Consider the following 23,304-nt stretch of genomic DNA (forward strand, 5'->3'; position numbering starts at 1 on the left):
GAATGAGCCATTTTTTCTCTGTTGCGCGACAAAGGAGACGCGTGCCGAAGAAGGCGGCGGTCGAGACGGTTTCGGACATGTCACACTCCTTTGGCTGGCCCGGCATCAGCAATGCCGGAGCGTTCGATGAACAACCGTGAGGCGGACTCCCCGCGTCACGTATTGGCAAACTAGAATAATCTACCAATTCCGTCAATTAAAAAGATGAAGAAGGAGAAAAAATTTCTTCACCCCTGAAATTCTAGGGGTAGAGGGCGCAAAATCCATCTACCCGTTCCGGAGCCGGAGACCCACGCTATTTAGGAAGCGAAGAATCAGTCTGCAAGGCACGGGTGGATAAAGACAGCACATTCGGACAAAAAAGGGGCGGCCGTTGCGGCCGCCCCTTCACGTTTTATATCCTGAGAGACGGCGATCAGGCCACCGGCGTTCCCGCCTGCGGCGTGGTCGTGCCGCTGCGGGACGCTTCGCGATCCTTCCACCAACGATTGAGGAAGAGCAGGATCGGACCGCCGATGTAGATCGACGAGGTCGTTGCCACGATCACGCCGAAGATCATCGGCCAGGCGAAGCTCTTGACGGCATCGCCGCCCCAGATCGCCATCGGCACCAGCGAGAAGGCCGTCGCCATCGAGGTGAAGATGCATCGCGCGATCACCTGGTTGATACTCATGTCGATGAGATCGGAGAACGGCATCGACTTGTACTTGCGCAGGTTCTCGCGCATGCGGTCATAAACCACGACCTTGTCGTTGACCGAGTAGCCGATCATCGTCAGAAGCGCGGCGATGGCCGTCAGGTTGAAGTCGATCCCTGTCAGCGCGAAGAAGCCGATCGTCTTGGTGATGTCGAGCAAGAGAACGGCGATCGCGCCGACGGCGAAGTGCCATTCGAAGCGGAACCAGATGTAGAGCAGGATCGCCACCATCGCGAGGCCGACGGCGAGGAAGCCCGAACGGGCAAGCTCGGTGCTGACAGTCGGGCCGACGACCTCAGTACGCTCGAATGCCGCATCCGGGATCGTCTGGACGACGGCATCCTTGATGCGGTTGAGCGCAGCGGTCTGCTCCTGCTCACCACCCGGCTGGCGCTGGACGCGGATCAGGACCGACTTGTCCTGGCCGAATTCCTGCAGTGCCACCTCGCCGATGTTGAGCGCTTCGAGATTGTGGCGCAGCGTCGGAAGGTCGAGCGTGTTCTTCGAGGTGGTTTCGACCTGAATACCACCGACGAAGTCGATGCCGTAGTTAAGGCCAGGCGTGAAGAACAGCACGACCGAGCTTACCGACAGGAAGGCCGACATGCCGATGGCAACGAAACGGCCCTTCATGAAGGAGAAGGACGGAAGCTTCGGAACCTTGCCGAACAGCGACGGGATCTCGAGCTTCTTCATCTTCCGGCGGACGACGACTTCACGCATCATCAGACGAACGACGGTGATCGAGGTGAACATCGAGATGATGATGCCGAGCATCATGGTGACGGCGAAGCCCTTGACCGGACCGGAGCCGAAGGCGAACAGCAGCACGGTGCCCGAAAGCGTCGTGACGTTACTGTCGATGATGGTCGCATAGGCCTTGTTGAAGCCGATATCGAGCGCCTTCATCGCGCCGGCGCCGGCTTCCGTCTCTTCGCGGATACGGGCGTTGATCAGGATGTTGGCGTCCACCGCCATGCCGATGCCGAGAATGATACCGGCGATACCGGGCAAGGTCAGCGTCGAGCCTAGCATCGCCAGAAGCGCGATCGTCAGGATCGTGTGCAGCACCAGACCGACATTGGCGATCATGCCCCATGCGCCGTAGAGAACGACCATCAGGGTAACGACGAGGGCGAAGCCGGCAAGGCCGGTGTAGATGCCCATGCGGATGGAATCGGAGCCGAGGTTCGGACCGACGGAGCGTTCTTCGATGACGGTGAGCGGTGCCGGCAGGGCGCCGGAGCGCAGCAGCGCGGAGAGAACGGTCGCTTCCTTTGCAGTGAAATTGCCGCTGATCTGGCCGTTGCCGCCGATGATCGGTTCGCGAATGACCGGTGCCGTCAGAACCTTGCCGTCAAGAACGATGGCGAAGGGCCGACCGACGGCGGCCTGGGTGATTTCAGCAAACTGGCGGGCGCCAAGCGAATCGAAGGTGAAGGAAACGATCGGCTCGTTGGTGCGCTGGTCGAAGCCAGCCTTGGCGTCGGCCAGGCGTTCGCCCGAAATCGCCACACGGCTTTCGACGGCGTATTTGTTGTTGTCGTGCGCACCAGGCAGGATGTCGACGCCGCGCGGCGGCGGCTGATTGGGATCCACGGCCTGGTCGACCATGTGGAAACTCATCTGCGCGGTCGAGCCGAGGAGCTGGCGCAGGGCCGTCGGATCCTCGAGGCCAGGGAGCTGGACGAGGATACGGTCGGAACCGACGCGCTGAATCAGCGGTTCTGCGACGCCGACGGTATCAACGCGCTGGCGGATGATTTCGAGGCTCTGCTCGACCGCCTTGGTGGTGCGGTCGGCAAGGCCGGCCTCGGTCATGGCGATGTTGATGCTGTCGCCGCTCTCGGTCACCTCGATATCGGAGGCCGAGCCACCGAAACCGAGCGTGCCGACGGGGGCAGCGAGTTCCTTCAGCTTCGGCAGGACCTTTTCGCGGTCAGCCGGATCTTCGATCTTCACGGTGACGGTGTCGCCGGCAATGCGGGCCGAAGAGGCCGAAATGCGCTCGGTGCGCAGGGCCCGGCGCGTATCGTCGAGCAGGGTTTCGAGGCGAGCCTTGCGCAGGCCGGCAGCATCGACTTCGAGAACGAGGTGCGAGCCGCCCTTGAGGTCGAGGCCGAGGGTCACCGGCTTGACCGGCAGCCAGCCTGCAAATTGTTCACGTTGTGCCGGCGTCAGCACGTTCGGAAGCGCCGCGATACATCCGAAGATGATCACGACGACATAGACGAGAATCGCCCATTTCGATGTACGCATGTTGTGGTTCCAGAAGAGCCTGCGCGGGCACGGGGCGCGTCGTCAGGGCTTGTTTCATAAAGGGCAAAGCTGCAGCCGAAGCCGCCAGCCAGCCAAAATCCGAGTGATGGATCAGACGCGCGGAGGTGCGCGAATATGGGGGCCATGGTTCGCGGCCCCGCCGAGATACGCGGCGGTCTCTCGGAATACCCGCCCGTCCGACGAGCGGGGAAATTCAAATTGGAGCGATGCCGGCAGGAGCGCCGGCAAGCCATCATCGGCTGCGGACTTGGCGTCCTTGCGCTCGGCCGTAAATCGAAGGTCAGAGAGCGGTGTCGCCCGCGAGAGCTGCCGGGCGGCGGGACGATCGGTCGAACCGGTATCGGTGACGTTGCCGGCCTGGGCGCCGGATGCCGAACGGGACGGGATGCTCTGTCCGACCGAGATGACCTGCATTGCGAAGGAGGCGCAGAACAGCCACAGCACGGCGAGAAGCCGGCCGGCCTGCATGTTCTTGCTGCCACCACCCATGCGGTCCATCGAGGACGCGGTCCCTTTCCCTGGCGGTCGAACGCCAGCGAGACGAAAATTGAGCCCGAATGCCCGACCTTACCTAGAGAACATGGCCGGAATCGAGCATGGGCGCCTTTAACACCATTCCGGGCCGGAAAAGTCAAATCCGGCCCGCTTCGTCGTTGTCGTTGTTCAGGCCGTAAGGCCGCTCGTTCGCCGCTCGTGGATCTCGATGAGCGACGGTCCCTTGCGCCTGCCCGCCTCGGCGAGCGCCTGTGAGAGATCGCCGACGGAAGCAAGCCGCTGTCCCTCGACGCCATAGGCCTTGGCCGCCATCAGGAAGTCTGGCGCCGAAGGCTTGACGCCCTCCGGCGTGACGCCGGCATCGACCATGTAGCTTTCGATTTCCTGGTAACCGTCATTGTTCCAGACGAGGAAGATGACCTGCGCCTGCGCATCGACGGCCGAGCCGATTTCGGCCAGCGAGAACTGGAAGCCGCCGTCGCCGACGAGGCAGACGACCGGCCGCGACGGATCGGCAACGGCCGCACCAACGGCTGCCGGCGGCGCGTAGCCCAGGGAGCCGTAGCCGGTCGCCGAATTGAACCAGCTGCGCTGCCGCGGTGCATCGCAATAGAGGTTGCCGGCATAGACGGCCTGGGTCGAGTCGCCGACGACGGTGCAATCCGGCAGGACCTTGTAGATGGTGTCGATGATGCCGATCTCAGCCCGCATCTTCGGCGTCAGTTCCTTCAGCGCCGCGCGTCGCGCGGTCTCGGCCCGTCCCGCGCCATCCTTGGCGGCATGGCCCGGCAGGAAGGCGAGAATGCCCGCCGTCGCCGCCTTGGCGCCGGAGAGGATGGAGAGTGCTGCATGCGGCCCGCGTGCGAGCTGCGCCGCATCGATGTCGGTGCGGATCAGGTTGCGCAGGGCCGGAAACCCGCCATCGGCATACATGTCGTAGTCGGTCTGGCCCATTTCGGTGCCGAGCGCCAGCACTAGGTCGGCCTCCTTCAGCAGCGACCGCACCGCCTTCAGGCTCGGGCTCGCGGGCACCCTCAAGGGACTGCCCGAGAACATGCCGCGGGCATTGACGGTGGTGACGACCGGCGCGCCGATCTTTTCGGCAAGCTCCGTAACTTCCGCCTCCGCCGTCAGCGCGCCGCCGCCGCAGATGATGACCGGGCGCGAGGCGTCGGCGCAAAGGATCGCCGCACGCTGCAGCGTCTCGCTGTCGGAGCGCGGTCGGGTGGCCGTTGCCGGGCGCACCGCCTGCGGCGTGATCTTCGCCGACATCACGTCGGTCGGGATCTCGATATGCACCGGTCCCGGCCGGCCGGAGACGAGCACCGAGAAGGCGCGGTCGACGACGAAAGGCAGGTCTTCCGGATTGAGGAGCGTGTGCGAATAGAGCGCAAGCGTCTTCATCATGCCGTGCTGGTCGGGCAGCTCGTGCAGCAAGCCGCGACCGTGGCCGAGTGAATCGCGGCGATTGACGCCTGAGATCACCAGCATCGGTATCGAATCCTGGCGCGCCTGCGCCATCGCAGTGATGGTGTTCGTCAGCCCCGGCCCGGTGATGACGAGGACGACGCCCGGCTTGCCGCTGACGCGGGCATAGCCGTCGGCCATGAAACCCGCGCCCTGTTCATGCCGTGGCGTCACGTGGCGGATCTTCGATGCCGCAAGGCCCCGATAGAGCTCGACCGTGTGCACGCCGGGAATGCCGAACACCACCTCGACGCCATTGGCCTCGAGCAGGTCGACCAGGACTTCTCCAACCGTTTTTTCCGTGGTCATGCGCGGCGCTCCTTGCGCTGGCTAGCCCGCTCGGCAAGGGCGGTGATGCGGCGGCAGGCCTCGTCGATGGCGGCATCGGGCACGGTCAGGCTGACGCGCAGATAATTCTGTGCTTCGTCGCCAAAGGACGATCCGGGCATGACTGCAACCCCCTCTTCTTCAACCAGCGCCCAGGCAAACGCATCGCCGTCGAGGCCGGTTCCCGAAACATCGATCAAGATGAACATGCCGGCCTCAGGCGCGAACACCTCGATGCCGGGCGCCTTGGCAAGACCGGCGACGATCTGCGCTGCCCGCGACTTGTAGGACAGGCGCATCTGCCGTGCGGTACCGATGTCATGGGTCAGGGCATAGGCGGTCATGTCGGCGATGAAGGGCTGCGTGCCGAAAAGCATGGTTTCGGAGACCGGCAGCAGCCGCTCGGTGAACTCGACCGGGCCGACCGCCCAGCCGCTGCGAAAGCCGGGGGCGGCGTGCGACTTCGAGATCGAGGAGACGACGATCGTGCGTTCGGCGAGATCCGGATTGTCGAAGGGCGAGGCAAAGACGGCGTCGAACACCAGCTCCTCATAGACTTCGTCGCAGACGATCCAAAGATCGTGACGGCGTGCGACTTCGCCGATCGCGGCAATCTCTTCCGCCGTCAGCACGGCGCCGGTCGGATTGTGCGGCGTATTCAGCAGCAGCACCCGGCTCTCCGGCGTGATCGCCTTTTCGAGATCCTCGGCCTGCATGTGGAAGCCGAATTCAGGCTTCAGCGGCACCAGCACCGGATGGGCGCCGGTCGAGCGGATCACGCCTTCATAGGTCGCATAGAGCGGATCGCCGACGAGCACGGCATCGCCGGCCTCCGCCAAACCCAGGATCACGGCGAAAAGCGCCGTCTGCGTGCCGGGAAAGCAAAGCACGTTCTCGTTCGTTACATCAGCACGGCGGCGACGGTATTTCTCCGCAACGGCCGCCACGACCGTCGGCTCCCCGCGGCCGTTGGAGTAGCGATAGCGTCCGGCGTTCATCGCCCGCTGGCATTCGTCGAGCAGCGCACGGTCCGGCGGAAGATCCGGTTCGCCGATCGTCAACTCGATGATGTCGGCACCGGCAGCCTTCAACTGGCGGGCGCGGATATGCAGCGACCATTTGCCCGAACCAAGATCGGCAAGACGTTCGGTGATGGACGCGTAGCGCATGGTGCTTTCTCCCGTTTTCATTGTTTTGCAGTTCCGATCCTCGTGCCGAGCAGCGCCTCGACCGAAGACATGGCGATGGCGACAAGCTCGCCCTCGCGAAAGAGATCGCCGGCAAGGCAGCCCTCGACCCAGAGGCCGTCGACCAATCCGTTGATGGCGATGGCGAAAGCCCGGCAGGTTTCGGTATCGGCCGGCTTGCCCTTGGCCGCAAGGAAATCGGCAAGCAGTTCCTGCAGCGAATTGCGGAAGGCGAGATAGCCTTCGCGATGGATCTCCGACAGCACCGGATCGACCCGGACCTGGCTGATGAAGGCCGCCCAGAGCGAGATGCTGCGGCTGTCGGCCACCGGCTCGGTGAGGTTGATGGCGATGAAATCCCTGAGCCGGGTTTCCGGGTCGCCTTCGACCTTGCTTGCCTTTTCAGTGAGCGAGGCGATGACGGCGCGATAGGCCTCGGCGACCATCTGGTCCTTCGATTCGAAGTAGTGGCGCACCAGCCCGGCGGTCACCCCGGCGCGGATCGCGATCTGCCTGACCGTCGCGCCCTTCAGCCCGAATTCCGAGATGCAGTCGAGTGTCGCTTCGATCAATTCCTGGCGGCGTTCGCCTTCCGGCGCACGGTGAAAACTGCGTCTGTTCATGCGGCACTCTGCTCTCGAACCGGCGCGAAACGCTGTTCAGGCGCGGTCAGCAAAGGCTTCGGCCAGAACGGCGGCATGGGCGGCTCCTTCGGGAAATCGAACGATCGGCGGGGCGTCAAAAAATCGGCGACGTCCATTATTATACGCTTGAACAATAGCGGCACAAGTGCAACCATGCCTGCCAACAAAAACCCGTGACAGGCCAAAGATGCCGCGCGGAAGACGACAGGGGAACTGTTTCGATGCTGACAGACAAAGCTCGCAGAGCCATGGGAGCGGCGCGCCGATGACGGATGCGGCCCAGGCAATCGCGGTCACTGACCTGCACAAGCGTTTCGGGCCATTGGAAGTGCTGAAGGGAGTTTCGCTCACGGCGAAGCAGGGCGACGTGATCGCCATCATCGGCGGCAGCGGCTCCGGCAAATCCACCTTCCTTCGCTGCATCAATCTCCTCGAACTCCCCTCCGCCGGCAGCGTCAGCGTGCATGGCGAAAAGATCCGGATGAAATCCGACGGCCGCGGCGGCCTGGTGCCGGAGGACCGCAAACAGGTCCAGCGCATCCGCAGCCAGCTCGGCATGGTGTTCCAGAGCTTCAATCTCTGGCAGCACATGACCATCCTCGAAAACGTCATCGAAGCCCCAATCCATGTGCTCGGCAAACCGAAGGCCGAGGCGGTCGCCACCGCCGAAACCCTGCTGAAACGGGTCGGCCTCTACGAGAAACGCGACGCTTACCCGGCCTTTCTCTCCGGCGGCCAGCAGCAGCGCGCCGCGATCGCCCGGGCGCTTGCCATCCAGCCGCTCGTGATGCTCTTCGACGAGCCGACCTCGGCGCTCGATCCCGAACTCGTCGGCGAAGTTCTCTCTGTCATCGGTGACCTCGCGCGTGAAAAGCGCACGATGATCCTCGTCACCCACGAGATGAAGTTCGCGCGCGACGTCGCCAACCACATCGTCTTCCTCCACAACGGCGTGATCGAGGAGCAGGGCCCGCCGGAGGCCATCTTCGGCGCACCGAAATCGGAAAGGCTCAAGAAGTTCATCAGTTCCATTCACTGAATTCCTGAATGCTAAACAACCAAAAAGGGGAACAGCATGAAGAAGGCATTGAAAGTCCTGGCCGTTGCGGCGGCGATCGCCGTCAGCGGCGGTGTCGCGGCATCGGCGGAAGCGCTGAAGGTCGGCGTCGCAGCGGAACCCTATCCGCCGTTCACGGCACCTGACGCCAGCGGCAAGTGGGAAGGCTGGGAAGTCGAGTTCATGAACGCGATGTGCGCCGAGGCCAAGCTCGAATGCGTGCTGACGCCTGTCGCCTGGGACGGCATCATCCCGGCGCTGACCTCGAAGAAGATCGACATGATCATCAGCTCGATGTCGATCACCGACGAGCGCCTGAAGACGATCGATTTCTCCGACAAGTACTACAACACCCCGACCGGGATCATCGGCACCAAGGGCGTCGAGATGAACTCCTCGCCGGAAGGGCTGAAGGGCAAGACGCTCGGCGTCCAGGTCTCGACGGTTCACCAGGCCTATGCCGCCAAGCACTTCGCGACGGCCGGCGTCGAGGTCAAGGAATACCAGACGCAGGACGAGGCCAACAACGACCTCGCCGCCGGCCGCCTCGATGCGGTGCAGGCGGATGCCATCGCGCTCAAGGCGTTTCTGGCAACCGACCAGGGCAAGGAATGCTGCGAATACAAGGGTGACGTTGCCGAAGACGTCGCCGTGATCGGCCCCGGCGTCGGCGTCGGCCTGCGCAAGGGCGAAACCGAGCTCAAGGACAAGATCAACGCCGCCATCAAGGCGATCCGCGACAACGGCACCTACGATACGTTCTCGAAGAAGTACTTCGACTTCGACATCTACGGCGGATAAGGCGCGATCGACCGGCGATCGAACCGTCGCAGCGCTGTCGTGTCCGAACGGACCGCAGCGCTGTAGCGATCGCCGGCCGGCGCCATCGGAGCTCGACGACGCATGGCTGCGGATTCCCTCATCAATTGGGGCCTGCTCTCGCTTTCAGCGCCCGGCTGGGGCGGCGTATTGCTGCAAGGCTTTTTCAATTCCATTCAGATCGCCGTCGGCGGCTTCACGCTCGGCCTGGCACTCGGCATCGGCGGCGCCTTCGGCAAGCTCTACGGCGGCCCGGTCCTGCGCGATCTGCTCGAATGCTACACCACGGTCGTGCGCGCGGTGCCCGAGCTGGTGCTGATCCTCCTGCTCTATTATGCCGGCACCGACCTGCTCAATCAGGTTCTGGCGTTGTTTTCGATCGGCCCGGTCGACATCAGCGGCCTGATGGCCGGCATCTTCGTCATCGGCGTCGTCCAGGGCGCCTATTCGACCGAGGTGTTGCGTGGCGCGATCAAGGCGGTGCCCGCCGGCCAGATCGAGGCGGCACGCGCCTATGGCATGTCGCCTGCCATGGTTCTGCGCCGCATCACCCTGCCGGCGATGCTGCCCTATGCCATTCCCGGCCTCTCCAATCTCTGGCTGATCGCCACCAAGGATACGGCCCTTCTCGCCGTCGTCGGCTTCAGCGAGCTGACGCTGGTCACCCGCCAGGCTGCCGGCACGACCAAGGCCTATCTCCTGTTCTTCCTGGCGGCCGGCGCTCTCTATCTGGCGCTGACGCTGATCTCCAACGTCTTCATCGGCATGCTCGAACGCCATGCCCGACGCGGTTTTGCGGAGAGCCGATGACCGACGAAACCACCCACGCCGTTGCGTTTACGCCCGAAGACCTGCCGACAGCGAGGAGCTTCTTCCAACCGCACCGCATCGTCATGATGCTGGTCTTTGCCGCCTTCGTCGTCGCCGTCGCCGTCTTCATGCGATGGGACTGGCTGCCGCGCTACCTGCCGCGGCTGGGCTGGGGCATTCTCGTCAGCCTGATGATGCTGTTCAGCACCGCCATTCTCGGCTTCCTGCTGGCCGTGCCGATCGGCCTCGTGCAGGTGACCGGCCCCTGGTTCCTGAAATTGCCGGCCAAGGTCTTCTGCACGGTCATCCGCGGCACGCCGCTGCTGTTGCAGCTCTGGCTGCTCTATTACGGTCTCGGCTCGCTGTTCCCGCAGTTTCCGGCAATCCGCCAATCCTTCCTCTGGCCCTATCTGCGCGAGGCCTGGCCCTATGGCGTTGCGGCGCTGACGATCTCCTTTGCCGCCTACGAGGGCGAGGTCATGCGTGGCGCCTTTGCCGGTGTTCCGAACGGCGAGCTCGAGGCGGCCAAGGCCTATGGCATGGGCCGCTGGACGATGTTCCGCCGCATCTGGCTGCCGCGCGCCATCCATCGGGCGCTACCGACGCTCAACGGCGAAACGGTGCTGCAGCTGAAGTCGACGCCGCTTGTCGCCACCGTCACCGTCGTCGACGTCTATGCGGTCATCTCCAAGGTCCGGCAGGAAACCTTCCTCACCTACGAGCCGCTGCTTTTGCTCGCGCTCATCTACATGTGCCTCACCGGCATTCTGGTGGTGGCTTTCCGCACGTTCGAAAATCGCATCCCAACCCGCGGTGCCTGACATGAAACTTTCCCCCTCGATCACCAACGCCATGCCGGAACTCGTCGCCATTCGCCACGACCTGCATGCCCATCCCGAACTCGGGCTGGCGGAGACGCGCACCTCCGCCTTCATCGCGGAACATCTCAGAAGCCTCGGCTACGAGGTGACGACGGGCCTTGCGAAAACCGGTGTCGTCGGCACGCTCAAGAACGGCACCGGCAAACGCTCCGTCGGCATCCGCGCCGACATCGATGCACTGCCGATTCTCGAGGAAACCGGGCTCGATTATGCCAGCAAGACCTCTGGCCTGATGCACGCCTGCGGCCACGACGGTCACACGACGATGCTGCTCGGTGCTGCCCGCGCCCTTGCCGAGCGGCGTAATTTCGACGGCACGGTTCACCTGATTTTCCAGCCGGCCGAAGAGAATTTCGGCGGCGCCAAGATCATGATGGACGAGGGCCTGTTCGATCAGTTTCCCTGCGACGCGGTTTTTGCGCTTCACAACGAGCCGGGTCTTCCCTTCGGCCAGTTCGCCCTTCGCGAAGGCCCGATCATGGCCGCTGTCGACGAGGCGCGCATCACCGTGCACGGCCGCGGCGGGCATGGCGCCGAGCCGCAGGAGACGGCCGACCCAATCGTCTGCGGCGCGTCGATCGTCATGGCGCTGCAATCGATCGTCTCGCGCAACATCCACCCGATGGATCCGACCGTCGTCACCGTCGGCGCCTTTCATGCCGGCTCGGCCAGCAACATCATCCCCGAGCGCGCCGAGATCGTCGTCGGCATCCGATCCTTCGAGCCCGATGTGCGCGACGAACTCGAACGGCGCATCCGCATGATCGCCGAAGCGCAAGCCACGAGCTTCGGCATGCGTGCGACCGTGGACTACCAGCGCAGCTACGACGCGACGATCAACCACAAGGCCGAGACCGATTTCGTCCGCGATCTCGCGGTTCGCTTTGCCGGCGCCGACAAGGTGGTCGATCTCGCCCGCCCCTTCATGGGCAGCGAGGATTTCGCCTACATGCTGAAGGAACGGCCGGGGACCTATTTCTTCCTCGGCTCCAAGACCAGCGACGACGACCGGCCGCTGCATCACCCCGGCTACAATTTCAACGACGACCTCCTGCCGATCGGCGCAGCCTTCTGGACCGAGCTGGCCGAGGCCTATCTTTCCCGAAGCTGATAGGCCGTGAACGGTTACCGCCCTGGCGGCGCGGATCCTGCCCGCGCCACCACGGCCTGCTTACTCATCTCGCTCAAATGTTGGACAGGCGCGAGACAGGTTCTCTCCGCATGGTGCTGCAAGCAAACCGACCGTGATGCGGAGCTTGACACACCATGCATCTGGCCCTTCCCAAGCCGATAAGGCACCTCTGGCTTCCGCTCGTCGTATTCATCCCGTTTGTCGCAGCGATATGGTTCAGGCCGCTGCTTCCGATCGACGAAACGCGCTACACCAGCGTCGCCTGGGAAATGCTCCTGCGTCGCGACTGGCTTCAGCCGCTGACCATGAATTTCGAGCCTTACCATCACAAGCTGCCCCTGCTGTTCTGGCTCATCAACGCCTCATGGGCGGTCTTCGGCGTGACCCGTTGGGCGGCAACGCTGCCGGTCGTCCTGTCTTCGCTCGCAAGCGTCTATCTCACGATCGCGCTCGGCCGCCTGCTCTTTTCCGATTTCGACCGGCAGGCTGACCGCACGGCGATGGTCATGGTCGCGAGCTTGCCCTTTCTCGTTTACAGCACTCTGATCTATTTCGATCTCACCCTCACGGTCTTCGTGTTGCTGTCGCTGATCGGCATCGTGCTTTATGCCCGCAAGCGGGACTGGCGCTCCGTCCTCCTGATCGGATTGTCGCTGGGGTTCGGCGTTCTCGCCAGAGGACCGGTGGCTTTCCTTCACATCCTGTTCCCGATCGCGCTGGCTCCGCTCTGGGCAGACGATCTCAGGCGACCCGGCCGGTGGTATCTCGGCATCCTCGCAGCGCTTGCCATCGCCGGCCTCATCGTTCTCTGCTGGCTCGTCCCCGTGTTGATGCAGGCGGACGGCAAGTTTACCCATTCGCTGCTCTGGGATCAGACGGTCGGCCGGGCGACGGGCACGCTCAACGCCCACGTGCGGCCCTTCTACTTCTACCTGCCGCTGCTGCCCGCAATGATGATCCCGTGGGTGTTTTTCCCAAGCTTCTGGAAAGGCGCTGCCGCGCTGCGCCAAGGCTGGCTTAAGGAGGAAGGCACGCGGTTCCTGCTTTTCTGGGCAGCCCCGACTTTCTTAAGCTTTTCCCTGATCGGCGAAAAGCAGCCGCATTACCTGATGCCGCTGGTGCCGGCGGTCGTGCTTGCCGTCGTCCTCTGTCTCAAAAATGTCCCGAGCCGCCGCCTGGTCCTGAATATGGTGGCCATGGTTACGGCCATCGTCGTCGGTCAGGCAATCGCGTCGGCGACGATCCTGAAGCGATATGATCTGGAGCCGACCGCCGCCTATATGCGCGCAAATCGCGACCGGGACTGGGCCTTCGTCGCCAACTATCACGCCGAGTTCGGCTTCCTGGCTCGCCTGGAAAAACCTGTCGACGACGTCCCTCCACAGCGGCTGGCGCAATGGTTTGCAAGCCACCCCGAGGGCCGCGCGATCGTCGTTGGCCGAAACGCCGACGACCTTTCCGGATATCAGCTGGTCATGGACAGTCCCTACCGCGGCAAGAGGATGGGCGTGCTCGCGGCAAGGCCTCTGGCCGTCCCCTCCAAGGCGGAACCGTGTCACGACAACGGCAGCGACGCGCAAACCCCGGCATGCGACAAGGTGGCGAGCAGCGACTAGTCGCTGCCGGACAGGCCACCGGCCGGGCGTCGTGTTTCCCCGGCGCCCACCGGCGTCCGCTCGGCGCGCTCCAATATGCCGCAGCGCAACATTGCCGCAGTGTGACAACGTGGCGGACGCGCCGTCATTGACGTTTGGCAAATTTGGCGCAGATTCAAGTGCATGCTGAAAAGCCGGCGCAACCCAAGGATTTGCCTCGGCCAGAGGCCAAGATAGGTCCCCTGATCGACGATCGGTCACCGGACGAATGATGCAGCAGCCAGAGCATTGCGGCCCACGCTTCAGTGAGGCGTCGCATCCGCGTGTCTGAAAGGATTGCGCCCGTGTTTGAGAGTTTCGATGCGACCCTGCTCGCTCGCTTCCAGTTTGCCTTCACCGTTTCCTTCCACATCATCTTCCCCGCCTTTTCCATCGGGCTTGCGAGCTACCTCGCGGTGCTCGAAGGGTTGTGGCTGTGGACGAAGGACGAGGTCTATCTCGAGCTCTTCAATTTCTGGAAGACGATCTTTGCCGTCGCGTTCGGCATGGGCGTGGTCTCCGGCATCGTCATGTCCTACCAGTTCGGCACCAACTGGAGCGTCTTTTCCGACAAGGCCGGGCCGATCATCGGGCCGCTGATGGGCTATGAGGTGCTGACCGCCTTCTTCCTCGAAGCAGGCTTCCTCGGCGTCATGCTTTTCGGCCTCAACCGCGTCGGGCCAAAACTGCATTTCCTCGCAACCGTCATGGTCGCCATCGGCACGTTGATTTCGGCCACCTGGATTCTTTCGGCGAACTCCTGGATGCAGACGCCGGCGGGCTTTGCCATGAACGAGGCAGGCCAATTCGTCCCGGTCGACTGGTGGGCGATCGTCTTCAACCCGTCCTTCCCCTATCGCCTCACACACATGGTTCTGGCCGCCTACCTCACGACGGCCTTCGTCGTCGGTGCCTGCGGCGCCTGGCACCTGATCCGCAAGACGGCGCCACGGCGGGCGCGAAAGATGTTCTCGATGGCGATGTGGATGGCGGCGATCGTCGCGCCGATCCAGATCTTTGCCGGCGACATGCACGGGCTCAACACACTGGAACACCAGCCGGCCAAGGTGATGGCGATGGAGGGACACTACCAGAGCCATCCGGACGGTGCGCCGCTCATCCTCTTCGGCATTCCGAACTCGCCTGAAAAGCGCGTCGACTATGCAATCGAGATCCCGAAGCTTTCGAGCCTGATTCTGAAGCATGATCTCAACGCGCCGCTTGCCGGGCTCGATACGATCCCCGAGGAGCTGCATCCGCCCGTCGGCATCGTCTTCTGGTCGTTCCGGGTGATGGTCGGCCTCGGCTTCGCCATGCTCGGCATCGGGCTCTGGTCGCTCTGGTGTCGCTATCGCGGCACGCTCGACAGCAATGTCTGGCTGCACCGTGCCGCGATCGCCATGGGGCCTGCCGGATTCGTCGCCGTGCTCGCCGGGTGGGTCACGACCGAAGTTGGCCGCCAGCCCTATACGGTCTACGGCCACCTGCTGACGGCAAACTCGGTGGCGCCGATCGCGGCACCCGCCGTCGCCGCCTCGCTGATCGCCTTCATCATCGTCTACTTCTTCGTCTTCGGCGCCGGCACCTTCTACATCCTCAGGCTGATGGCGCGGTTGCCGCGCGATCCGATGCCGGAGCTCGGCGAAGGACCATTGCGCAGTTCCGGCATCATGCCGGGCCCCGCCACTCACGCCAGCCATGCAAACATCAAGGGAGGCCATCATGGAGTTTGATCTGCCGTTCATCTGGGCCGGCATCATCGCCTTTGCGGTGCTCGCCTATGTCATTCTCGACGGCTTCGACCTCGGCGTCGGCATTCTCTTCCCGTTTTTCCCGGAGAAGCACGACCGCGACGTGATGATGAATTCCGTCGCTCCGGTCTGGGACGGCAACGAGACCTGGCTGGTACTCGGCGGCGGCGGCCTGATGGCGGTGTTTCCGCTGGCCTATGCGACCATCCTGCCGGCGCTCTATGCGCCGATCATTGCCATGGTCATCGGCCTCATCTTCCGCGGCGTCGCCTTCGAATATCGCTGGCGTACGCGCCGGGCCGAGTATCTCTGGAATTGGGCCTTCTCCGGCGGCTCGATGCTGGCGGCCTTTGCGCAAGGCATCACGCTCGGCGCGCTCGTCCAGGGCATTCCGGTCGAGAACCGTGCCTATGTCGGCGGCTGGTGGGACTGGCTGACGCCGTTCTCGATCATGACCGGCATTGCCGTCGTCGTCGGTTATGCGCTGCTCGGCGCCACCTGGCTGGTGATGAAGACCCATGGCGACCTTGCCGATCGGGCTCGCGACCTCGCGCTCAAATGCTCCTTCGCCACCGTTGCCGCGATGGGTATCGTCAGCCTGTGGACGCCGTTCCTGGAGCCGCAATATCTGGACCGCTGGTTCGGATTTCCGACCGCGATCTTCAGCGTCATCGTGCCGGCGCTCGTTCTCGGCTGCCTCTATGCGCTGATCACGGGCATCCGCAATCGCCACGACAGCCGGCCGTTCATCGCCGCACTCGGCCTCTTCGTGCTCGGCTATGCCGGCATCGGCATCAGCTTCTACCCCTATATGGTGCCGCCATCGCTGACGATCTGGGATGCGGCGGCCCCTGAGGAAAGCCTCTCCTTCCTGCTTGCCGGCGCTCTGGTGCTGGTGCCGATCATTCTCGCCTATACCGCCTATGCCTACTGGGTGTTCCGCGGCAAGGTCGACCCGGAGGAGGGCTACCATTGACCAGCGAGACGGGTACAGGCCGCAAGCTTCTCTGGTTCGTCGGTCTCTGGTGCGCGGGGGTGGCGGCCGTCACCATCGTCGGCCTTGCGATCAAGCTGATGATCGGAACGTAGTCGATCCATTGGAGCGGGATGCGGGCGGAAAACCGCAGACACTTTTCCTCATCCCGCTCTAAAAAGCCTCGCTCAAGCTTGGCCGGCTAACTTCCCTTTAACACGTCAGCAGGCGATCGCCGCAGACGGAGACAGGACCGCACCCTCCTCCCCTGCAAAGCGATCGCCTGCTGAGGTGACCACCTCGAGGGGTCGCCGGCTGCGACCCTGTTGCCCCTTCCAAGACAGCTCGCCGTTTGTTAGCAGTGCGCCGCAGAAGCGCCCCGCTTGCTGAGAGCCGAGGGACGCTCGAACATCCTGGCCCGCGCTGGCTGCGCCCCAGGCAATTGGACGAGACAGATGCAGAAGACCCCCGCGCAATGCGAAACCATGGCCGACGTGCGAGCGGAGATCGACCGGCTCGACCAGGCGCTGATGGCGCTGTTTGCCGAGCGCTGGGGCTACATCGACCGGGCGGCCGAGATCAAGGCGCCGCTGAAGCTGAAGGCCGACATTCCGGCGCGGGTGATGGAAGTGCGCGAGAACGCCCGCAAGAACGCCGCGCGCGTCAATCTCGATCCTGATTTTTACGAAGACATCTGGGCACGGTTGATCGGCCACGCGATCGCCCACGAGCAGAAGCTGCTCGGCGAAACCGGCGACGAGTAACGTCGCCGTCGCCGATCTTTCGGCCTGCGGCCGTCAGCGCCCGAGAATGTAACCCTGCAGGCGGTCCGCCGCTTCCTTCACGTGGCCCGGATCGCGCAGGAAGCAGGCCCGCATGAACAGCGAGCCACCGTCACCGAACGCGGTTCCCGGCGCCAGGCCGACACCGGTCTTGTCGACGATGTCGATTGCCGCTGCGCGCGAATCCGTGACGCCATCGATCTTCAGGAACGCGTAGAGCGCACCGTCGGGCTTCAGCGTTTCCACCCGGTTGGTGGCGATCAGCGCGTCGCAGAAGACGTCACGGTTCTTTGCCGCCTTGGCGACATTGGCATCGACAAAGGCGTCGCCCTCGTCGAGCGCTGCGACAGCACCCCGCTGCAGGAACTGGGCCACACCCGAGGTCGAATACTGCACCAGGTTTTCGAGAACCTGGCCGATTTCCGGTGGCGCGACGATCCAGCCGACGCGCCAGCCGGTCATCGACCAGTTCTTCGAGAAGGAATTGACGAAGAGGATGCGGTCGCCTTCCTCCATCACGTCAAGGAAGGACGGCGCGCGGGCGCCGCCATAATAATAGAGCGCGTAGATCTCGTCGGCGATGATCCAGAGCCCGTGCCTGCGCGCCAGCGCCAGGATCGCAGCCAGTTCCTCGCGGGTCGCGGTCCAGCCGGTCGGGTTCGAGGGGGTGTTGATGAACAGCGCCTTGGTCTTGGGGCCGATCGCCGCCTGCAGTCGATCGAGATCGAGCTGCCATTTGCCGTGTTCGAAGCGCAGCTCGACCGAAACCGGCCGGACGCCGGAGAGATCGGCGGCGGCGGCAAAGTTCGGCCAGGCCGGCGTCAACAGCACCATCTCGTCGCCGGGCGAGGCGATCGCCTCGATCGACAGCTTGATCGCTTGCATGCCGGAGCCGACGACGTAGAAATGCTCGGGCGAAAGCGTCTTCTGGAAGCGACGCTGATAGTAGCGCGACAGCGCCTCACGCAGCGGCGGGATGCCGCGCTGCCAGGTATAGAAGGTCTCGCCGGCGGCAAGCGCATCGCGCGCGATATCGCTGATGAAGGCAGGGGTCGGCAGGTCGCCCTCGCCCACCCAGAGCGGGATCAGGCCATCGCGCCCGCGGGCATAGTTCACCACCTCGACGATACCGCTTTCGGGCGCGGAAAGCGCGCGGGGGCTGATGGTGGCAAGCGTGGTCATCGGCGGGCTCCGGATGCACGATGGTGCAGGCTGCCGCCTGACATCATCATGAAAGATTCCAATGGACTAGAGCGAAATGGACCGCTCCGGTTTGCCCGTTGCTTCTAGCCGCTTTCGCCGAAGCGATCACGCGACTTTATCTGACCGATTTATCGATTTTTGTGATGTTTCGCGGCCCCGGCAAAGCCGGGGCCGCGCGGAAAAACTCAGGCGCGCTGCTTCAGCAGGTCGCGGATTTCCGAGAGCAGCAGAATGTCTTCCGGCGGCGGTGCGGCCGGCGCTTCGTCCTTCTTCTTTTCCATCGAAGCGCGCATGCGGTTCACCGCCTTGATCATCAGGAAGATGATCCAGGCAAGGATCAGGAAGTTGATCAGCACGGTGATGAAGTTGCCGTAGGCAAAGACGGCGCCCTGCTGGCGGGCGGCGGCGAGAGACGTGGCCGTCACGTTGGCCGAAAGCGGCAGGAAGTAATTGGAGAAATCGAAACCGCCGCCGGTGAGCGCACCGACGATCGGCATGACCAGGTCTTCGACGACCGACGTCACGATCTTGTTGAAGGCGGCGCCGATGATGACACCGACCGCGAGATCCATCACGTTCCCGCGGGCAATAAACTCCTTGAACTCATTCAGCATAAATCTCTCCGTATTATCCCCGTTTGAAAACGGCCGGCGGCGCTGTCCCGCGCTGCAAGCGTTTACGGAAACTAAACCAAAGCGGGCAGCGAGAAAACCTTTCTTTGCCTTTGATCAATTAGCACCGGATAGAGCAGGAACGGGAAGGCAGCCGGCGCTGCACACCGATTTCTCGTGTCGAGCCTTGAACTTAAGACTCATGCGAGGGCAATTCTCAACCCGGCGGACTTGTCCTATGCTCCGCCCTGGAGGAATGAGGCATGCTTTCGGGTTCGGTCATCTTTGCCTCGGCCTTCGCCTATCTGCTGCTGCTGTTTGCAGTGGCGAGCTATGGCGACCGGCGGGCCAGGAGGAACAGCGCTGCGCTGAAAGGCAGGCCGCTCGTCTATGCGCTGAGCCTTGCCATCTACTGCACGTCCTGGACCTATTTCGGCGGCATCGGGCTTGCGGCCGAACGCGGGCTCGAATTCACCGGTATCTATATCGGCCCGATCCTGATGTTCACGCTGGGCATGCCGCTGATCCGCAAGATCATACGGCTCGCCAAGACCGAGAAGCTGACATCGGTCGCCGACTTCATCGCCGCGCGTTACGGCAAGAACCCGGCCGTGGCCGCGATCGTCGCGCTGATTTCGCTGGTCGGCGCCATTCCCTATATCGCGCTGCAGCTGAAGGCGATCTCGAGTTCGGTCGCCGCCATGATCAACACCAGCGACTACGGCATCGGCGCCGGGCAAAGCTTCATCGACCTGCCGCTGCTGGTCACGCTCTTCCTCGCCTGCTTCGCCATCGTCTTCGGCACGCGCCATACGGATGCGACCGAGCACCAGGATGGACTGATCCTCGCGATCGCGATGGAATCGCTGGTCAAGCTGGTGGCGCTCGTCACCGCTGGCTTCTACATCGTCTTCGTCATTTTCAACGGCCCGGCTCACCTGTGGTCTCTGGCCGCGCAAAGCCCTGCCGTGCAGTCGGCGCTTTCCTACGAGACCCCGATAGCGCGCTGGGTGCTGTTGATCGTCACGTCCGCCTTTGCGATCATCATGCTGCCCAGGCAGTTCCATGTGACGGTCGTCGAAAACCGCACCGAAGGCGAACTTCGCACCGCCGGCATCCTCTTTCCGCTATACCTGATCGGCATCAATCTCTTCGTGCTGCCGATCGCCATCGCCGGCATCCTCACCTTCTCCGGCTCCGGCGACGCCGATCTCTACCTCCTGACGCTGCCGCTCGCCAACGGTCTGCCGGTGCTGACGCTGATCACCTTCATCGGCGGCTTTTCGGCGGCGACCGCGATGGTGATCGTCGCGTCCGTGGCACTGTCGATCATGATCTCCAACGACATCGTCATGCCGGTATTCCTGCGCCGCAACCTCAGCCAGCGCGGCGGCTTGCAGGAGAACTTGGCCGGCACGCTGCTCAACATCCGCCGCTCGGCAATCTTCGCCGTGCTTCTGCTCGGCTACGCCTACTATCGCTCCGCCGACATCAGCGCCGGCCTCGCCTCGCTCGGGCTGCTCTCCTTCGTCGCGATCTCGCAGATGGCGCCGGCGCTGCTGGGCGGCCTTGTCTGGCGCCAGGCCAATGCCCGCGGCGCGATCACCGGCATGGTCTCGGGCTTTCTCGTCTGGGCCTATCTGCTTTTCCTGCCGAGCCTCGGCGGACCCGACAACTCCCATGTGGCAACGACGGTGCTGAGCTTCCTGCTGCCGTTCACAGACCTGTTCTCGGGTCCCGATGCGGACCCGCTGGTGAACGCCACGACGCTCAGCCTGCTCGTCAACTGCGCCACCTATATTCTCGGATCGCTGACCCGCACGCCGAAGCCGATCGAACGCTTCCAGGCCGGCGTATTCATCACCCGGCGGTCGCGCACCGAAGGCGCCTTTCGCGGCCGCAAGACCAAGGTCACCGTGCGCGACCTCAAGGCGACGATCGCACGCTACATGGGCGCCGAGCGCATGCAGCGCTCCTTCCATACCTATGAGCGCCAGACCGGCCGTTGGCTGGACGACAACGCGCCCGCCGACATGGCGGTGGTGCATTTCTCCGAGCAACTGCTCGGCAGCGCCATCGGCTCTTCCTCGGCGCGGCTGGTGCTTTCGCTCGCGCTGCAGCGCGGCGACGACACCTCGTCCGAGACGGCCTGGCTGCTCGACCAGGCGAGCGAGGCACTGCAATACAATCAGGATATGCTGCAGACCGCGCTCTCGCAGATGGACCAGGGCATCGCCGTCTTTGACAATGCCAACAACCTGATCATCTGGAACCGGCGCTTCCGCCAGCTTCTGGATCTCCCCGAAGCAGCCGGCCAGGTCGGCTTCCCGCTTGCCGATATCGTCTCGATCCTCACCAAGCGCGGTGACATTCGCAAGGATCAGGAAAAGGGGCTGATCGCCAACTTCCTGACGCTCGACAAACCCTTCCTGCTCGAACTTGGCAACGGCGAGCGCATCATCGAAGTGCGCACCAACGCCATGCCCGACAAGGGCATCGTCACCACCTATACCGACATCACCCAGCGCGTCGCCGCCGACATGGCGCTGAAGCAGGCGAACGAGACACTGGAACTGCGCGTGGCCGAGCGCACCGGCGAACTCACCCGGGTGAACCGGGAACTCGCCGAGGCGCGCGCGGCCGCGGAAGAGGCCAATATCGGCAAGACGCGGTTCTTTGCCGCCGCCGGCCACGACATCCTGCAGCCGCTCAACGCCGCCCGCCTCTATTCCTCGTCGCTCGTCGAACGGCTCGGCGAATCCGACAACAGCACGCTGGTCGAAAACATCGATTCCTCGCTGGAATCGGTCGAGGCCATTCTTGGCGCCGTGCTCGACATTTCACGCCTCGACACCGGCGCCATGAAGGCGCGGATACAGTCCGTTCCGCTCAACGAGTTGCTCAGAAGGATCGAGACCGATTTTGCCCCGATGGCGCGAGCCAAGGATCTCGAACTGATCATCATGCCGACATCGCTTGTCGTGCGCAGTGATCCGAACCTGCTGCGCCGCGTCGTCCAGAACCTCGTCTCCAACGCGATCAAGTACACGCTCAGCGGCAAGGTGCTCGTCGGGGTGCGCAGGCATGGCGCCATGGCGACGATCGAGGTGCTCGATTCCGGCATCGGTATTCCCCAGTCGAAGTTCCGCACCGTCTTCAAGGAATTCGCCCGACTGGACGAAGGCGCACGCACGGCCTCCGGTCTTGGGCTCGGTCTTTCGATCGTCGACCGCATCTCGCGCGTGCTCAACCACCCCGTCAGCCTGCAATCGACGCCCGGCAAGGGCACGGGCTTCAAGGTGACCCTCCCGCTCGATGCCAGCGCCGGCGAACGCGTCGCTGTCCGTCCGGTGCCGCAGAGCAAGGCAAGCGAGGCGCTGAACGGCCTGCGGGTGCTCTGCATCGACAACGAGCCGCGGATCCTCGAGGGCATGCGGGTGCTGCTTTCCGGCTGGGGCTGCATCGTCAGCACGGCGGAATCGCTGGCTGCCTGTTCCGAATTCAGTGCCCAACCCGGCGAGAAACCGCATGCCGTCATCGCCGACTACCATCTCGACGACGGCACCGGCATCGAGGCGGTCGCGCGCATCCGGGCATCAACCGGCGAAGCGACGCCGGCGCTGCTGGTGACCGCCGACCGCTCGCCGGAAGTGCGCGCCGCGGCCGAACGCGACGGCATCGCGATCCAGAACAAGCCGGTGCGCCCGGCGGCGATGCGCGCCTGGCTGACGCAGCTTTCGACGGCGGCACGAACCGCTGCGGAATAAACGGCTCCCGCATTTCGGGGCCGCCTGAAACAAGGGGATATCTCAAAGTCAAAGCGGGCCGCATCAGGCGGCGGCGACGGTGCCGATCTTCGAAAGCTGAATGACCGCCTGGGTGCGGCTGTCGACATTGAGCTTTAAGAGGATCGCCGAGACATGCGCCTTGATCGTCGCCTCGGAGACGCCGAGTTCGTAAGCGATCTGTTTGTTGAGCAGGCCCTCGCCGAGCATGCTGAGGACGCGGGATTGCTGCGGCGTCAAGGTCTGCAGGCGCTGGAGCAGATCGGCGACCTCAGGCTCGTATTCCTGCGCCTGGTCGTAACCCGCGGGAACGAAGACCTCGCCGGCCATCACCTTCTCGATCCCCTCGCGGATTTCCTCGATGCCGGCCGATTTCGAAAGAAAGCCGGACGCGCCGAGATCGAGCGCGCGATGGATCGTCGCCGGGTCGTCATGGGCCGACACCACCATGACCGGCAGGCTCGGAAATTCGGCGCGAAGTGCGATTAGGCCGGAAAGCCCGCTGACGCCGGGCATGGTCAGGTCGAGCAGCATGAGGTCGGCGTCAGGGTTGTCGGCCGCCGCCTTGCGCGCGGCTGCGAAATCGCCAGCCTCTACGATGGCAGGCGCGCCGTCGACGCCGCTCAGCGCCTGGCGCATCGCGCCGCGAAACAGCGGATGGTCGTCCGCGATGATGATGGTCATGTCCGGTGTCATGCTGCTCCCTCCCAAGAGCCCGGGCTGAAATCTGCGCGCCCCCACGCGCCGATCCGCATCCCGCATGGCCGAT

18 protein-coding genes are annotated in these 23,304 nt (G+C 63.7%); 10 read left to right on the forward strand and 8 right to left on the reverse strand.

Translation table 11 applies throughout. The annotated features are described in order from the left end of the window. Positions 1-415 precede the first annotated feature (415 nt). The 5 genes from secD to ACIQUG_RS17980 all read right to left on the reverse strand — a co-directional run bounded on the left by secD (position 416) and on the right by ACIQUG_RS17980 (position 7,076). Positions 416-2,956, reverse strand: a complete 2,541-nt coding sequence (gene secD / locus ACIQUG_RS17960; protein WP_402323381.1) for a protein translocase subunit SecD — start codon at positions 2,954-2,956, stop codon at positions 416-418. Between the two features lie 111 nt (positions 2,957-3,067). Continuing rightward, positions 3,068-3,475, reverse strand: coding sequence for a hypothetical protein (locus tag ACIQUG_RS17965; protein WP_246764908.1), 408 nt, complete (start codon positions 3,473-3,475; stop codon positions 3,068-3,070). A 165-nt stretch (positions 3,476-3,640) separates the two neighbouring features. Continuing rightward, the gene (locus tag ACIQUG_RS17970) at positions 3,641-5,248 is read right to left on the reverse strand and encodes a 5-guanidino-2-oxopentanoate decarboxylase (protein WP_402323382.1); all 1,608 of its coding nucleotides are present in this window, start codon (positions 5,246-5,248) and stop codon (positions 3,641-3,643) included. Further along, positions 5,245-6,435, reverse strand: coding sequence for a pyridoxal phosphate-dependent aminotransferase (locus tag ACIQUG_RS17975; RefSeq protein ID WP_402323383.1), 1,191 nt, complete (start codon positions 6,433-6,435; stop codon positions 5,245-5,247). Before ACIQUG_RS17975 ends, ACIQUG_RS17970 begins: the two co-directional genes overlap by 4 nt. Before the next feature lie 17 nt (positions 6,436-6,452). Beyond that, positions 6,453-7,076 carry a TetR/AcrR family transcriptional regulator gene (locus ACIQUG_RS17980; RefSeq protein WP_402323384.1) on the reverse strand — a complete coding sequence of 208 codons (624 nt, stop codon included), beginning with the start codon at positions 7,074-7,076 and terminating at the stop codon, positions 6,453-6,455. A gap of 286 nt (positions 7,077-7,362) precedes the next feature. On the opposite strand from ACIQUG_RS17980, the gene ACIQUG_RS17985 reads away from it, so the two are divergent. From ACIQUG_RS17985 to ACIQUG_RS18025, 9 genes are all read left to right on the forward strand, one after another. Next, positions 7,363-8,136, forward strand: a complete 774-nt coding sequence (locus ACIQUG_RS17985; protein WP_043613145.1) for an ABC transporter ATP-binding protein — start codon at positions 7,363-7,365, stop codon at positions 8,134-8,136. A gap of 36 nt (positions 8,137-8,172) precedes the next feature. After that, positions 8,173-8,955: a transporter substrate-binding domain-containing protein gene (locus ACIQUG_RS17990; protein ID WP_192447901.1), complete on the forward strand. Its 783-nt coding sequence runs from the start codon at positions 8,173-8,175 to the stop codon at positions 8,953-8,955. 102 nt (positions 8,956-9,057) lie between these two features. Then, positions 9,058-9,783: an ABC transporter permease gene (locus tag ACIQUG_RS17995; RefSeq protein WP_402323385.1), complete on the forward strand. Its 726-nt coding sequence runs from the start codon at positions 9,058-9,060 to the stop codon at positions 9,781-9,783. Then, positions 9,780-10,604 (forward strand): ABC transporter permease, encoded by an 825-nt coding sequence (locus ACIQUG_RS18000; RefSeq protein WP_192447903.1) that lies wholly within the window; start codon positions 9,780-9,782, stop codon positions 10,602-10,604. Before ACIQUG_RS17995 ends, ACIQUG_RS18000 begins: the two co-directional genes overlap by 4 nt. Position 10,605: 1 nt before the next feature. Next, complete coding sequence (locus ACIQUG_RS18005) at positions 10,606-11,775, forward strand: M20 aminoacylase family protein (protein ID WP_402323386.1); 1,170 nt, start codon at positions 10,606-10,608, stop codon at positions 11,773-11,775. 155 nt (positions 11,776-11,930) lie between these two features. Then, positions 11,931-13,412 (forward strand): ArnT family glycosyltransferase, encoded by a 1,482-nt coding sequence (locus ACIQUG_RS18010; protein ID WP_402323387.1) that lies wholly within the window; start codon positions 11,931-11,933, stop codon positions 13,410-13,412. Positions 13,413-13,735: 323 nt separating this feature from the next. After that, complete coding sequence (locus tag ACIQUG_RS18015) at positions 13,736-15,163, forward strand: cytochrome ubiquinol oxidase subunit I (protein WP_402323388.1); 1,428 nt, start codon at positions 13,736-13,738, stop codon at positions 15,161-15,163. Further along, positions 15,153-16,157 (forward strand): cytochrome d ubiquinol oxidase subunit II, encoded by a 1,005-nt coding sequence (cydB, locus tag ACIQUG_RS18020; protein ID WP_402323389.1) that lies wholly within the window; start codon positions 15,153-15,155, stop codon positions 16,155-16,157. The genes ACIQUG_RS18015 and cydB overlap by 11 nt, the downstream gene beginning before the upstream one ends. 452 nt (positions 16,158-16,609) lie before the next feature. Continuing rightward, the gene (locus tag ACIQUG_RS18025; protein WP_034797078.1) at positions 16,610-16,918 is read left to right on the forward strand and encodes a chorismate mutase family protein; all 309 of its coding nucleotides are present in this window, start codon (positions 16,610-16,612) and stop codon (positions 16,916-16,918) included. Between the two features lie 33 nt (positions 16,919-16,951). Here the strand turns inward: ACIQUG_RS18025 and ACIQUG_RS18030 are convergent, their stop codons facing one another. Further along, positions 16,952-18,118: a pyridoxal phosphate-dependent aminotransferase gene (locus tag ACIQUG_RS18030; protein WP_402323390.1), complete on the reverse strand. Its 1,167-nt coding sequence runs from the start codon at positions 18,116-18,118 to the stop codon at positions 16,952-16,954. 206 nt (positions 18,119-18,324) lie between these two features. Next, positions 18,325-18,753: a large conductance mechanosensitive channel protein MscL gene (gene mscL, locus ACIQUG_RS18035; RefSeq protein ID WP_043613162.1), complete on the reverse strand. Its 429-nt coding sequence runs from the start codon at positions 18,751-18,753 to the stop codon at positions 18,325-18,327. A 260-nt stretch (positions 18,754-19,013) separates the two neighbouring features. On the opposite strand from mscL, the gene ACIQUG_RS18040 reads away from it, so the two are divergent. Beyond that, entirely contained in the window at positions 19,014-22,517 is a 3,504-nt protein-coding gene (locus ACIQUG_RS18040; RefSeq protein ID WP_402323391.1) for a NahK/ErcS family hybrid sensor histidine kinase/response regulator, read from the forward strand. A 63-nt stretch (positions 22,518-22,580) separates the two neighbouring features. Here the strand turns inward: ACIQUG_RS18040 and ACIQUG_RS18045 are convergent, their stop codons facing one another. Further along, a complete protein-coding gene (locus tag ACIQUG_RS18045) occupies positions 22,581-23,231 on the reverse strand; it encodes a response regulator transcription factor (protein ID WP_034797087.1) in 651 nt (216 codons plus the stop codon). Positions 23,232-23,304: the final 73 nt, after the last annotated feature.

Source organism: Ensifer sp. NPDC090286 (assembly GCF_044769565.1).
GTDB lineage: Bacteria > Pseudomonadota > Alphaproteobacteria > Rhizobiales > Rhizobiaceae > Ensifer.

What these genes read in the sequence shown, in the direction of transcription:
- secD (WP_402323381.1), bottom strand. Translation starts at nt 2,956, where the DNA reads ATGCGTACATCGAAATGGGCGATTCTCGTCTATGTCGTCGTGATCATC.
- ACIQUG_RS17965 (WP_246764908.1), bottom strand. Translation starts at nt 3,475, where the DNA reads ATGGACCGCATGGGTGGTGGCAGCAAGAACATGCAGGCCGGCCGGCTT.
- ACIQUG_RS17970 (WP_402323382.1), bottom strand. Translation starts at nt 5,248, where the DNA reads ATGACCACGGAAAAAACGGTTGGAGAAGTCCTGGTCGACCTGCTCGAG.
- ACIQUG_RS17975 (WP_402323383.1), bottom strand. Translation starts at nt 6,435, where the DNA reads ATGCGCTACGCGTCCATCACCGAACGTCTTGCCGATCTTGGTTCGGGC.
- ACIQUG_RS17980 (WP_402323384.1), bottom strand. Translation starts at nt 7,076, where the DNA reads ATGAACAGACGCAGTTTTCACCGTGCGCCGGAAGGCGAACGCCGCCAG.
- ACIQUG_RS17985 (WP_043613145.1), top strand. Translation starts at nt 7,363, where the DNA reads ATGACGGATGCGGCCCAGGCAATCGCGGTCACTGACCTGCACAAGCGT.
- ACIQUG_RS17990 (WP_192447901.1), top strand. Translation starts at nt 8,173, where the DNA reads ATGAAGAAGGCATTGAAAGTCCTGGCCGTTGCGGCGGCGATCGCCGTC.
- ACIQUG_RS17995 (WP_402323385.1), top strand. Translation starts at nt 9,058, where the DNA reads ATGGCTGCGGATTCCCTCATCAATTGGGGCCTGCTCTCGCTTTCAGCG.
- ACIQUG_RS18000 (WP_192447903.1), top strand. Translation starts at nt 9,780, where the DNA reads ATGACCGACGAAACCACCCACGCCGTTGCGTTTACGCCCGAAGACCTG.
- ACIQUG_RS18005 (WP_402323386.1), top strand. Translation starts at nt 10,606, where the DNA reads ATGAAACTTTCCCCCTCGATCACCAACGCCATGCCGGAACTCGTCGCC.
- ACIQUG_RS18010 (WP_402323387.1), top strand. Translation starts at nt 11,931, where the DNA reads ATGCATCTGGCCCTTCCCAAGCCGATAAGGCACCTCTGGCTTCCGCTC.
- cydB (WP_402323389.1), top strand. Translation starts at nt 15,153, where the DNA reads ATGGAGTTTGATCTGCCGTTCATCTGGGCCGGCATCATCGCCTTTGCG.
- ACIQUG_RS18025 (WP_034797078.1), top strand. Translation starts at nt 16,610, where the DNA reads ATGCAGAAGACCCCCGCGCAATGCGAAACCATGGCCGACGTGCGAGCG.
- ACIQUG_RS18030 (WP_402323390.1), bottom strand. Translation starts at nt 18,118, where the DNA reads ATGACCACGCTTGCCACCATCAGCCCCCGCGCGCTTTCCGCGCCCGAA.
- mscL (WP_043613162.1), bottom strand. Translation starts at nt 18,753, where the DNA reads ATGCTGAATGAGTTCAAGGAGTTTATTGCCCGCGGGAACGTGATGGAT.
- ACIQUG_RS18040 (WP_402323391.1), top strand. Translation starts at nt 19,014, where the DNA reads ATGCTTTCGGGTTCGGTCATCTTTGCCTCGGCCTTCGCCTATCTGCTG.
- ACIQUG_RS18045 (WP_034797087.1), bottom strand. Translation starts at nt 23,231, where the DNA reads ATGACACCGGACATGACCATCATCATCGCGGACGACCATCCGCTGTTT.